This window comes from Paenibacillus lacisediminis (assembly GCF_046567315.2).
Map to the genome: position 1 here is coordinate 185,370 of NZ_JBKIAX020000005.1, position 13,088 is coordinate 198,457.

9 protein-coding genes and 1 pseudogene are annotated in these 13,088 nt (G+C 50.7%); 7 read left to right on the forward strand and 3 right to left on the reverse strand.

Annotated features, from left to right (window positions below):
- Positions 1 to 18 precede the first annotated feature (18 nt).
- The 6 genes from ACLD72_RS12025 to ACLD72_RS12050 all read left to right on the forward strand — a co-directional run bounded on the left by ACLD72_RS12025 (position 19) and on the right by ACLD72_RS12050 (position 5,992).
- On the forward strand, positions 19 to 792 hold the full coding sequence (locus ACLD72_RS12025; RefSeq protein ID WP_410999651.1) for a class I SAM-dependent DNA methyltransferase: 774 nt from the start codon (positions 19 to 21) through the stop codon (positions 790 to 792).
- A gap of 765 nt (positions 793 to 1,557) precedes the next feature.
- On the forward strand, positions 1,558 to 2,157 hold the full coding sequence (locus tag ACLD72_RS12030; protein WP_410999653.1) for an RNA polymerase sigma factor: 600 nt from the start codon (positions 1,558 to 1,560) through the stop codon (positions 2,155 to 2,157).
- A complete protein-coding gene (locus ACLD72_RS12035) occupies positions 2,093 to 2,878 on the forward strand; it encodes a hypothetical protein (protein ID WP_410999655.1) in 786 nt (261 codons plus the stop codon). Before ACLD72_RS12030 ends, ACLD72_RS12035 begins: the two co-directional genes overlap by 65 nt.
- Positions 2,879 to 2,921: 43 nt before the next feature.
- On the forward strand, positions 2,922 to 3,815 hold the full coding sequence (locus ACLD72_RS12040; RefSeq protein WP_458475781.1) for an ABC transporter ATP-binding protein: 894 nt from the start codon (positions 2,922 to 2,924) through the stop codon (positions 3,813 to 3,815).
- Between the two features lie 11 nt (positions 3,816 to 3,826).
- Positions 3,827 to 5,065: a hypothetical protein gene (locus ACLD72_RS12045; protein WP_458475782.1), complete on the forward strand. Its 1,239-nt coding sequence runs from the start codon at positions 3,827 to 3,829 to the stop codon at positions 5,063 to 5,065.
- Positions 5,066 to 5,341: 276 nt separating this feature from the next.
- Positions 5,342 to 5,992 carry an SGNH/GDSL hydrolase family protein gene (locus tag ACLD72_RS12050; protein ID WP_410999661.1) on the forward strand — a complete coding sequence of 217 codons (651 nt, stop codon included), beginning with the start codon at positions 5,342 to 5,344 and terminating at the stop codon, positions 5,990 to 5,992.
- A gap of 150 nt (positions 5,993 to 6,142) precedes the next feature.
- Here ACLD72_RS12050 and ACLD72_RS12055 read toward each other — a convergent pair whose 3' ends face one another.
- From ACLD72_RS12055 to ACLD72_RS12065, 3 genes and pseudogenes are all read right to left on the reverse strand, one after another.
- Positions 6,143 to 7,975 (reverse strand): ABC transporter substrate-binding protein, encoded by a 1,833-nt coding sequence (locus ACLD72_RS12055; protein WP_410999803.1) that lies wholly within the window; start codon positions 7,973 to 7,975, stop codon positions 6,143 to 6,145.
- A 43-nt stretch (positions 7,976 to 8,018) separates the two neighbouring features.
- Positions 8,019 to 9,167: pseudogene (locus tag ACLD72_RS12060) on the reverse strand (ABC transporter permease); the annotation flags it as partial.
- Positions 9,168 to 9,398: 231 nt separating this feature from the next.
- A complete protein-coding gene (locus tag ACLD72_RS12065) occupies positions 9,399 to 10,853 on the reverse strand; it encodes an ABC transporter permease (protein ID WP_410999663.1) in 1,455 nt (484 codons plus the stop codon).
- Positions 10,854 to 10,974: 121 nt separating this feature from the next.
- Here ACLD72_RS12065 and ACLD72_RS12070 point away from each other — a divergent pair, with 121 nt between their 5' ends.
- On the forward strand, positions 10,975 to 12,711 hold the full coding sequence (locus ACLD72_RS12070; RefSeq protein ID WP_410999665.1) for a dipeptide ABC transporter ATP-binding protein: 1,737 nt from the start codon (positions 10,975 to 10,977) through the stop codon (positions 12,709 to 12,711).
- Positions 12,712 to 13,088: the final 377 nt, after the last annotated feature.

Sequence of the window (13,088 nt, forward strand, 5' to 3'; positions counted from 1 at the left end):
AGAAAGCGCGGTGACGAAATGGCTTCGTATCGAAAATTTGCCTACGTATATGACGAACTGATGGAGGATATGCCATACCCGGACTGGATCCGCTTTGCCCGTACAGCCTGGGAGCGGCACGGGATGCCGAAGTCAGTCGTCGATCTCGGCTGCGGCACGGGCAGCATCACGATTCCGCTCGTGAATTCCGGCTTCGAGGTGACGGGCATCGATTTATCCGCCGACATGCTGGCGGTGGCCCGGCGTAAAATGGAAGGCACGCCTCAGGGCGTCCGCCTGTTCCGGGAAGGCAGTGTGCGCTGGGTGCAGCAGGACATGACGGAATGGGCCATGCCGGAACCGGTGGATTCGGTGATTTCCTTTTGCGATTGCCTCAATTATTTGCTGGAAGAGGACGATATCGTCCGCACCTTCCGCCGTACATACGAGGGGCTGAAACCCGGCGGGACGTTCCTGTTTGACGTGCATCACCCGAATACTTTGATCCGGTACGAGGAGGAGCAGCCGTTTATTTGGGACGAACCGCGGGTGGGGTATATTTGGACGTGCGAGCGCGACCCGTTCCGGAATGAAATCGAACACCATTTGACGATTTTTGCCCGTGAAGAGGAAAATGGACCGGGTTTGTACCGCCGCTTTGAAGAGACGCATACACAGCGCGCCTATGATCCGGCGTGGATGAAAAGCGAGCTGCTGAAATGCGGCTTCCGCGAAGTGAACTGCTATGCCGATTTCGAGTGGGTCGAGGCGGGGGATGACGCCGCGCGGTTGTTTTATGTAGCCGTGAAATAGGGCATGCTGCGACGGTAGAATAAGGGCCGGCGATAAGGCTAACAGTATAAAACGACATAATAGCGTTCGTGTCCTGGTATCCCTGCATGCTGCTTTGCACGATTATCCCTCTTGTTCAGGGGGTAGAGGGGGCTAATCTCGGCCCTTTCCTTTTTCCCGGTGTCTTGCCCTCCATTCCTCCCGTCAGGTCTGCTTCACGTCTCTAAATCTCCTTCTCACAAATCTGTCTAACGATCTCGAACATGTCTGCTTCTCCCAAACCTATCTTCTTCTCATGTATTTATCTTCATCTCTGCTTCCGGAGCAAACGGGATAATCGTGCAAAGCGTCCGGACAGCGGATATTGACCTGCCGATATTTCTTGCCACGGTCGCTTACCGACCCTCCCTGTTAAGCGCTAATTATTAGGTTGAGCCCTATTTTTTTGGTTTATTTTTCGCCTCTCCTCAGCGAGTTTTTTTCTTGAGACCACTTACTTCACAGTATTACTGTCAACAACTTTTATCGGTGTACTGAAACTTGGGCGTGGGTTACTATCCGGAAGAGGGAGACTAACGGTAGTATTAAATTGATGGTTTCCGACTTCCGTTTTCAGATGACCGCCGTATTTTCCGGTTACTCTTCTAGTATTTGTTAGAATCGAACAGGGTAATATGCAGGCAAATTCATATGAAGTTTCTGTTTGAAACTTCACAAAAAAGACACATACTACTTCATTTTTTGTTCACCTAAAACAGTTATACATGATGGAGAGGGGGGACGAGGTTGGACGAGAGTGAATGGATTAGGCGTATCCAGCAGGGGGAAACCCAATATCTGACGCAACTGATTGAACTCTACTATGCTGACATTCAGAAATATTGTTACTGGCGGATAAGGAATGAGGAAGAGTCGAAGGATTTGACACAAGAAACCTTTTATCGTTTTTGTCGACATATTGAAGGTTATAGAAATACAGGAAAATGCCGCGCTTACTTATACACGATCGCTCGCCATCTTTGCAATGATCATCTACGGAAGCGGCCGCCCCTATCTTGGGAGGAAGCAGCGGAGGAGGCGGAAAGGAAAGTCTTGCAGCAAAGCATCTCGATAGAGGATCAGGTAGAAAGGGGGCAACTGGTACATGAGTTGCTCCATTTGTTGCCTGAAGAGCAACGGGAACTGGTGTTCATGCGGTTTTGCTTGGATTTGACCTTCCGAGATATCGCTCGCATAACAGGAGTGAATGTTTGTATGGTGCAATATCGGGTTAAACGTGGTTTGACTGTACTAAGGCAGTACTGGGAAAGGAGTGAATCTGTTGGACAAGGAATCGCGAAATACCATCATCGCCGCCCTACAGAATTACCCCTCCCTCCCCGTTGACAAGCAGAAGTTAGAGGAAACCGTCAAAGGGGCGAGAGAGATACTGCACCGAACACGGGTGACCCGCAGAACATCCTTTTCAGAGTTTTATATGACCCAGATTCGCTTCATCAGCTGGAAGGTGTGGGTTGCGCAGTTGTTTATTGTACTTGGGACAGCTCTGATGTTACAGCATTCTCTTCACAAATCGAATGAAAATATCCAACTTATCATGCTGGTCTCTATTGCCGCACCGTTACTGGTGACAGCGGGTATACAGACGCTAACGCGATCGTTAAGCTGCCGTATGCTGGAGATCGAATTAAGTACGCGTCATCTTCTGGAGAAGCTAATATTGGTTCGCATGAGTTTGTTGGGAATAGCGGATCTGATAGGTCTGACAGTGTTGGCCATATTATTGAGCACCTACATGAAGATGGATATCAGCATCATTCTGCTCTATTTGCTTGTGCCCTTCAATTTGACCTGTCTTGGTTGCTTATGGCTGTTGAATAGAGTTCGCACCCCGAGCTGCGGGTATTACTGTTTGATTTATTGCGGTCTTGTGGCATTAGTACAAATGATACTGGCACTTAATCCCTCACTCGGAATGTTTGAAACATCGGCAATCGGAGTATGGCTGGCATTGCTGCTGCTTACCGTCACAGGAATTACTTTCGAGGTACGCGGAGTACAAAAGGCCTGTCGGAGTATAGAAACTGCGTTGAGAATAGTTGTGTAAAATTATGGTTATATAGTAATAAATCGGTGTGGAGGGACGCTCAATGATGGAAATAACCTTGAAACAGGTAAGTAAGCAATTTTCCGCTAAAAAAGCGGTGAACGATATTTCGGTTCGCCTGTCCAGCGGTGTGTATGGTCTGCTTGGGGCTAATGGCGCGGGAAAAACAACGTTGATGCGGATGATCTGCGGAATACTCAATCCGACATCGGGAACGATTCAGATGAACGGCCAGGATATTGCCCGCATGGGGGAGCGTTATCGTGATCTGCTGGGCTATTTGCCGCAGGACTTCGGTTATTACCCTGATTTCAGTGCGGAGGAGTTCCTGTGGTATGTAGGTTCGTTGAAGGGACTGACGCTATCGGCGGCGAAGGGGAAAACTCGTGAATTGCTGCGCACAGTTGCTCTGGAGGAAGTGGCCCGCAAGAAAATCCGGACCTTTTCCGGAGGCATGAAGCAAAGGCTGGGCATTGCCCAAGCGATGCTTAACAATCCTAGTGTGTTGGTGCTGGACGAGCCGACGGCGGGACTTGACCCCAAGGAGCGGGTACGGTTTCGCAATTTGATTGCCGATTTGGCCAAAGATAAGATCGTTATTCTTTCAACGCATATTGTGTCGGATGTGGAGTACATAGCCGACCAAATTATGGTGATGAAGAAAGGAGGACTGTTGATGACCGGTACGGTGGCCCAACTGACTGCTACCATGGAAGGTTGTGTATGGTCCTGCCAAGTTTCGGCCAGAGAGGCGGATGAATGGAATGCCCGCTATTGTGTAAGCAATCTGCGGCATGAAGGGAATCAGGTGGAGTTGCGCATCGTGTCCCCGGTAAAGCCCTCCCAGGATGCGGTATCGGTTGCGCCTACGTTGGAAGATTTGTATTTGCACCATTTTCAAGATGAAACGGCTGTAACAGCCGGTGAAGAAAAATAGGGGGACCACTTATGGATGCGTTGACCCGATTTGAACTGGGGAAGATCACCCGCCGGAAATCATTTTATGCAGGGATTGCGATTTTGGCGGTAATGATCGTATTTATGGCAAGTGTGTTAATTGCGAACACCCAGATAAGAGGTAAAGATGGGAACTATTTATACGGAATACCGGCTATTCAATTAATAAGGGAGTACAACCGTCAGCTTGCCGGCCCGTTGACCCCCGAAAAAGCAGCGGATGCGGTGGAATGGAGCCATAACGTGAGGCATGATCCGAAAAACCTTGATGAAAAGGGGGAAATGAGCATAAAGGCTTATGCTCAATATGAAGTAAAAAATAATCAGATTTATTCCTTGATTAGTTTTGCTTTTAATCCTTCGGGTGAGTACGGTTATGATATTATCGACAGAATGAAGCCAAGTGACGCAAAGGCGTTTTACCAGAAGCGGATGGAAAAGGTGAATCTGTATTTGAATGATGAATATTCCTATGGCAATTATTCAGCGGAGGAGAAAGCTTTTTTTATGAAGATGAATGAAAGCATTCCTGTTCCCTTCCAAATGGATTATGTCACCGGTTGGGAAAATGTGTTTGAAAATCTGCCGAATCTCTTCTTAGTCATTGCTTTTGTGATCGCAATCTGTCTCGCTCCCGTGTTTGCCGGTGAATACCAGAGCGGGGCTGACTCGATCATCCTATCCTCCCGCTATGGCCGAAACAAGGTTATCGCTGCTAAATTAAAAGCCAGTTTCTTCGTATCCCTGGGACTCCTGATCTTTGCGGTGGCGGCCTATACGCTCCTGCTATTGGGGATCTATGGATTTGATGGCGGGAGTGCAAGCGTACAGATGATTAAGGACTTGGCACCTGTGCCCTACACGGTTTTTCAAGCGTATTTATGGGCGGTCCTCATCGGCAGTCTGGCCTGCCTGCTTGTGGGAGCGGTGACGCTGTGGTTGTCGAGCCGGATGAGGGGCCCCTTTCCCGTTATCATTGTTATCGGAATTTTTCTGATCGGTCCGTTGTTCATTCCGGCCAGCAAAAGCAGCCGCCTGTTTAATCATTTAATGAATTTGTTTCCGGGAAATATGATGGACGGATTTAAAAAACTAACCGGTTATGAAGTGTACCATATTTTTGGTCAAATGATTTTGGAGTATAAAGTCATGACAGGGTTTGCAGTAGTCGTTATAGCGTTGTTGGTGCCTCTCTCTTATCGTGCATTCCAAAAGCATCAGGTGGTTTGACGGCGAGTTATGGTGCCGCAATTATGCAAAACATCAAAAAGATCATCCTCCAGGGAGAAGTGGACACTGTTGAGTACAACGGAGAGCAGATTGAGTTATCACATTGAGTACAATCGCGAGAAACTACTTTGAAAGCACGCCGATATACGTTTGTCTACGATTTTACGGATGAAGACACCCGGATGGAAAAGGGTGTATACTATTGGGGCGGCTTGACGGCAAATTTTGCGCTTGTTTCGTATCGAACAGGAGAACAAAAAGGGAGAGAGATTTAAGATGAAAAAAGGGCTGGTTGTCTTGTTTCAAGGGGATTCCATTACCGACGGCAATCGGGACCGCGGAACCGACCTCAACCATATTTTGGGGCACGGCTACGCCTACATTATCGCCGCCAAGCTGGGGAACGAATACGCTCATCTCCAGCCTTCTTTTATCAACCGGGGGATTAGCGGAAACCGGGTATCCGACTTATACGCGAGATGGAACGAGGATGCCATCAGCCTAAAGCCGGACGTCATCAGCTTGCTGATTGGGGTCAATGACGCCTGGTTCACCGTGAACGATCAGCCGGGCGGGTTTACGGACCGGTTTGAACGCGCTTACCGCCATCTGTTGCAGGAGACGAAAGAGGTTTTGCCGGACGCCAAGCTTGTTCTCTGCGAGCCTTTCATCCTGAAAACGAGCGCAACGGCGGAGAAGTGGGAGTTGTGGTGGGAGATCATTTCCCGCTACCAGCAAACCGTACTCCGTTTGGCGGAAGAGTTCGGCGCCGTGCATGTTCCGCTTCAGGCGGCATTTGAGGAAGCCGCCCAAAAGGCAGATGCGGAATATTGGTTGTGGGACGGCATGCACCCGACCGCAGCCGGCCACGATCTGCTTGCGAAGCAATGGCTTGCGGCCGCGGAAAGCGGCAGGGTGTGGGGGTAGGCATTTATTAGTATCATACAGGGTTCTATTAACGGAGGAGTATCCGTTTATGGAACCTTTTCTTGTGCTCTGATCTTATTACGTGTGAAACAGCCCCTGCGCTTCCCGGTGAGCGCAGGGGCTGTTTTTGCGTGTAGCTGCAAAGCTCTATTACTTGGAAGCTTTATATTTATCTAAGTATTCCTTAACCTTCGCCGGATCGGCGGCGAGCTCGTTGCCGGTTTTGACCAGCGGGCTGACGGTGGAGGCGGCTTTGATTTTGTTGTTATTGTAGAAGGCGAGAATTTCGTCCTGGTTGATGGAATAAAGCACCGCTTTGCGCAGGTCTTCGCTTTTGGCTACGTCCCGGCCCGCCGTATTGAAGAGCAAGTAGCTTACGCCGTTGCTTTCGATCGTTTGCAGCTTCAGCTTGCTGTCGCCTTTCACGATATCGTATTTCGTTTCCGGCACACCATAATAGAGGTGGATTTCGCTGTTGCGCAGCGCAGAAAGCGCACTGTCTGTATCGGCGATGAAGCGCACCTTCACCGTGGAAATTTTAGGCTCGTCTTTGGAGCCCTTGCGGTAACCGGGATTTTTGTAAAAGATCGCTTCGTAATCATTTTTGGATGACAAAATATAAGGGCCGCTGGCATACAAAGTGTTGTTGTACTGGCTGCCTTCCGTGACCGTGTTTTGGTCGCCGTACGGGATGTCTTTGTTGACATCGAAGGTGGCTACGTCATACGTATTAATGCTTTCCACCTGTTTCTTCGACACGATGCCAGCAGATTGATGGGCCAGGTAGTTCAGTACCTGCGGGAAGGGTTCGGTGGTGGTCAATTTGACCACCTGGTATTTGCCCGCTTTGTTGTTGGCTTGGGTTTTATCGGCGACGAGCTCTTTAATTTTCGTATCCAACCCCGCTTCCAAAGCCTCCTTGACGGTTCCGCCGCCGCCGGCTTGCTTGATTCCCTCCAGGGAAGCGATGTTCGTGACGATCTCTGCGGTTTTGATATGTTCATGAAGGCTGTACGTCCGGTGATCCGGCACCGAGTTTTTATCCTTGGCCCGGTTCAGGGAGAAAACGACGTCGTCGGCGCCCACGCGTTCGCCCGAATCCACGGCTTGTTTATTTTCAATCTTGGCGAAATGGATATCGTCCCGGAGCAGGAAATAGTATTCCGAGTTGCCTTCGGCGATGCTGTGGTTGTAGGACAACGAGCCGTCCGAGGTGATTTTGTCGTCATCCGTAAGATTGATTAAGCGGACGTACATATTGGTATTGAGCTGATTGATCGAGCCGTCGTTGCCTTTGATCGGGTCGAGCGAAGTCAGCACGGAAGCCGATTGGGTAAGCAGCAGCGGCTCTTTGTTCCGTTTGGACGTGTCGTTGAAGTCGATGCTTTCCCAGGCCAGAGCGCGGGATTTGGACAGTCTGACGGTCTCGGGATTCAGGATGTCTTTGTTGACGGCTTGGCTTTTCAATGAAATGTAAAGCGGAGCGATATAGGCTTTGTCGAACACGAGGCGCTGCTCCAGTTGCTTATACGTTTCTTTGTATTGTTCCGGCGTTTCCGTCGCGGCCTGATCGATCAGCTTGTCGATCTCCGGGTCGGCCAAAATGCTGTAGTCCCCGCCCGTTTTGAACAGCGATCTGACCGCGTAATCGGGATTGCCCGTCACGGTTGTCCAGCTGGAGTGGGCGATATCAAAATTCCCCGCATCCTCCTGGGCCTTAAAGCTGCCGTAGTCCGGCTGAATGTTCAGCTTGACGTTGAATCCGTTTTTGGTAAGCTGGTCGCGGATGATGTTCAGATCCGATTCATTGATGCTCATCCCCAGAAGTTCGATATCGACGGGCGTTTGGTCCGTTACTTTCTCCGTTTCGTTTTCCGTCTTCGTCTCGGTGTTCGTGGCCACGTCCGATTTGGTTTTGACCGTGCAGCCGCCGGCGATAAGGACAAAAGCAAGCAACAGGATAAACCAAGCGTATTTTTTCATAATGACTCCTCCCATAAATAAAAAGATGTTTCAGCAGTTAAGGTTAGCCGAGCTTTGGATCCAGGGCGTCTCTGAGGCCGTCGCCGAAAAAGTTAAAGGACAACACGAGCAGGATAATCGCCAGTCCGGGGAATACGGCCAGATAAGAATGGGTTTCCAAGTAGGCGCTGCCCAGCTTTAAAATATTGCCCCATTCCGGAATATGCGGCTCCACCCCGAGACCGAGAAAGCTGAGGCTGCTTGTGGAAATGACCGCGGTGCCGATCGTTAAGGTGGATTTGACGATCATCGGCGCGAGCGAACCCGGCACGATATGCCTGAAAATGATAGCAGCGTTCGAAGTCCCCAAGGCCCGGGCCGCTTCGACAAATTCAAAGGTGGACACCAGCAGCACATTGGCCCGCATCGTTCTGGCGTAGGTGGGGATTGCGCCCACACTCAGCGCCAGGATCAGATTCACCGTATTGGCGCCGAACGCGGCGATAATCGCAATCGCCAGCAGAATCCCGGGGATGGCGTAAAGAATATCCAGCGCCCGCATGATGATATTGTCAGTGTGCCGTCCGTAATATCCCGATATCGCGCCCAACGTGCCGCCGATCAAAACCGGAATCACGGTGGAGATGAGGCCGACCACCAGGGAAATCCGGGCGCCGAACACAATGCGCGAGAACAGGCATCTGCCAAAGTTATCCGTCCCCAGCGGATACGCAAGGCTTGGCGGCTGGAGAATCGCCCCGTAATTGTTTTCCGTGGCCATCGCGTAATCAAACGTAAAGTAGCTGCAAACGGACAGCGAAAACAAAAAAATGATAAAAAACAAGCCAAGCATCGAAGTGACGCTTGCGTTGAGCTTCTCCCACACGTCCTCCCATCTGGTAGCCGAAGGATTGTCGCGGTTATGGATTTTAACGAGCAGATTCACGCCCAGCAGCAAAGCGAACAGGTTGCCGGTAACGGAGGTCAAAATCAGCAAACACGCCACCCAGGCCAGCCATGGAGCGGGCTTTCGGCCGCCGGCATACTTGGCGACGAGCAGCAGGGCGACGAGGTGAAACAGGGCGAAAAACAGCAAACCGGACATGGACGGCAAAAACGTATCCGATACATAGGGTTTGAACAGGTTTAATGCGGACAGCGCCATCACGAACAAACCGGTCAGCAACGCGTATACCGCCAGCGTGTACTCCGGGCTCCGCCGTTGTTTAATTTTGTTCATATCTCAATTGCACCCGCTTTTAGAGGTAGTTCAAAAAGTCATCTTTTGATCACGAAGCAGGTCAAGAAGCGGATTCGGCATCGAATCTTGAATTCAGCCGGGCCTTCCGTTGCTCACGTACCCAAAACGTACGCTCCGCTACTCAGTCCCTAGCTTCATCCAACCTTCTCGGTGCTGAAAAGTCGACTTTTTGAACGATTACTTTTAATATTGTTTCATCTTCGTCCGGATACGAGGATCGAAGAAAGCGTAAAAAATATCGACGGCCATGTTCACTAGAGATATGGTAATCGCGGTATAAACGACCCCGCCGATGATGCTGGGGATGTCGGGGATAAATTGCTTGTCGACGATGTAGCTCCCGATCCCGCTGATGTTGAACACCTTTTCCGTGACGGCCGAACCGCCCAGCATCCCGCCAAATTGCAGGCCGATCACGGTAATGATCGGAATCATCGCATTGCGCACCGCGTGCTTCAGCAAAACTTGGCGTTTGCCCAGCCCCTTGGCCTTGGCGGTAAGAATATAGTCTTCGTGAATGACCTCCAAGGTGGACGACCTGGTCATCCTGGCCACGGCCGCCGTCAGTCCGGTCCCCAAAACGACGGTCGGCATGATGTAGGACAGTGCATTTTGCGGATTAAAGGTGGCGGGCAGCCAATGCAGCTTGATCGAAAAGTTCAGGATGAAAATAAGTCCCTGCCAAAAGCTGGGTATCGATAAACCGATCAACGCGATGAACATAAACGTATAGTCCCACAGCGAATTTCGTTTGACGGCGGAAATGATTCCAACCGGAATAGCAATCAGGATGGCCAGCAGCAGCGAAATCACGGTTAACACCAGCGTGACCGGAAACTTGCGGGCGATGGTGGCCGTGACTTGTTCATTGCCCGAGAACGATTTGCCCAGATCGAACGAGGCGATGCCTTTGATCGTGTTCCACAATTGGACGAAATAGGACTGGTCGAGTCCGTAAATTTTGTTGAATTGGGCGATTTGCTCCTCCGTCGCGGTTTCGCCGAGAATATTGGCGGCGGGATTCATCGGAGAGAGGTGCAGAATCGTAAATACGAGGATGGACACGCCCATGATCACGAACAGGCTCATCACCAGTCGCTCAAACACGTACTTCAAGTAAGGATGGGTATAAAGAAAGATCAAAGCATACATCGGCAATCCGGGAAGGAACGTCAGCGCCAAAAACAGCGGCTGTTGAACCAGGGCTTGAAAAGTGCTGGCGAAGCTGGTTTTTTGCAGCCGGCCTTGCGCCAGCTTTCGTTCGGCTTCATTTACGGCCGCCTCATGGAAGCGGACTTCGGCTTCTTTCTCCGTTTGACGTTTCAGTTTCCCATCCGCTACCGCTTGACCGAAAAATAACTGCTTGCACTGCAATTCCTCGGCAATTTCCGCTCTCAGCCTCTCTTTATAGCCGGATTCCAGAAGCTCCTTCCTGGCAGCGGTCAGGAGTGAACCGTAAGCGTCGTTTCTTTTGCGAAATATGTATATCAGCAGAACAACGAAATGGACCGGGGCCCCCAATAACCAGATGAAGTAACGATAAGCGGGATTTATGCTCATTTTGCCGTAAGCGATGCTGATCGTTTCTCTGATGGACAGGGTCTCCATTTGCTCTTTTGTCGCCGTAACGGCCGGCATAGTTACACCTCCTTACGTTTTTAAATTGAATTATTCCGATCGATATAGTATATATTAGGTAAGCTTGTTTTTGATGTCAATGATTGATTTTCATGAGTTAAACTGGAAGGTGTTGCGGAAAATGGAACCATTACTGCGGGTCAACAATCTCTCGGTTACTTTTCGGACGCGTGATCAGGAGGTCGAAGCCGTGCGCGGGGTCAGCTTTGTGGTGGGAAAAGGAGAAACACTGGGCATTGTCGGCGAATCCGGCAGCGGAAAAAGTGTCACCGCCCGTTCTATCATGCGCCTGCTGGCTTCCCCTCCTTCATATGTGCAAGAAGGGGATATTATTTTTCTGGGGAACAATCTGGCCGATTACTCGGAAAAAGAGATGGAAAGCATTCGCGGCCGGGACATGGGAATGATCTTTCAGGACCCGATGACCTCGCTGAATCCAACGCTCAAGATCGGTGAGCAAATTTCCGAGAGCTTGGTTAAGCACCGGAAATTATCACGCAAGGAAGCGAAGGCGGAAGCTATCGAACTGTTGAAGCTAGCAGGCATTCGTCATAGCGAGCTGCGGTATGAACAATATGCCCATGAGTTCTCCGGCGGGATGCGTCAGCGCGTGATGATCGCCATCGCCCTCGCTTGCCGTCCCGCGCTGCTTATCGCCGATGAGCCTACGACGGCGCTGGATGTCACCATTCAGGCGCAAATTTTAAGCTTGATGAAAACGATGCAGGAGCGGTTCGGTACTTCGATTATTTTGATTACGCATGACTTGGGCGTTGTGGCCGGAATGTGTGATCGGGTTGTGGTGATGAAGGATGGCGAGATTGTGGAAAGCGGAACGGTGGAGGGAATTTTCGAGCAGCCGCGCCACCCGTATACCCTGAAGCTGCTACACGCTCTGCCGCGCCTTGACGAGAAAAAGAAGCCGAAGCCGGCTCCGCTTGTATCTGCGGGTTCGGACAAAGCACGGCCTTTGCTTGAGGTTAAATCATTGAAACAATATTTTGACTTGGGCAAAGGAACGATTTTAAAAGCGGTCGACGACATTAGCTTTCAGATCCAAGCAGGGGAAACGCTTGGCGTGGTCGGCGAGTCGGGAAGCGGCAAATCGACGACCGGACGCGCTATCCTGCGTCTGCATCAACCGACGGCCGGGAATGTGTATTACCAGGGGATTCCGGTAAATCGGTTGTCTTCCGCCGAAATGAAAACGATGCGCCGTTATATGCAAATGATCTTTCAGGATCCCTACGCCTCGCTCAGTCCCCGGCTGAAAGTAGAAGATATCGTCGGCGAGGCCCTCGATGTTCATCGGCTGGCCGGCAGCCGGGCCGAGCGGAAGAAAAGGGTGGAGGAACTGCTGGATATGGTCGGGCTTGACCCCGCTTTTGCCCGGCGTTATCCGCATGAGTTCTCCGGGGGACAGCGGCAAAGAATCGGCATTGCCCGCGCGCTGGCGGTGGAACCCAAGTTTATCGTTTGCGATGAGCCGCTTTCCGCGCTTGACGTATCTATTCAAGCCCAGGTGGTCAAGCTGCTGGAGGAGCTCCAGCAGCGGTTAGGCCTGACTTATTTATTTATCGCACATGATCTTTCCATGGTGAAGCATATCAGCGACCGCGTGGCGGTGATGTATATGGGCAAAATCGTGGAGTTGGCCGAAAGCGAGGAACTGTATGCCAATCCGCAGCACGAATATACGAAGTCGCTTTTGGCCGCCATTCCGGTGCCCGATCCGAAGCTCGAAGCCCGTAAAAAGCGGGAGCTCGCCGATGACCATGCCGAAACGGTTAAATACGATGTCGAGCATTCACGGCTCGTTGAGGTGTCCGAGGGGCATTGGGTGGCAGAACGAAAATAACCCGCCCGGGTTAGCGCCAAGGGAATCGGGTTATTTTCAAGACATGTTCTTGGAGGTTTCCCACCCAAGTGTTTGTACCGGGGAGGCTGTGGCGCAGCCTCCTTGTTTCTATTGTTATCTTAGCATATCGAATCTTATACCTCAATACACACGGTATAAAAGGGCTCAAGTTGGAAATCGGTGCTTGATAGCCGGCTGCTGGAACGACGAATCATTGGCCTGCAAAATAGCGGAACTTTATGCACTTATTATCCAGAGCCTAGCATGTTCATCCCCGTTAGCGGCATTTTTTGTACTTATTTTCCTGTGAAAGGTCCAGAATGCGGGCATTTCCTTGTGATTCGAGAAAATAGCAACATAAAACTCCTCTATTTCTC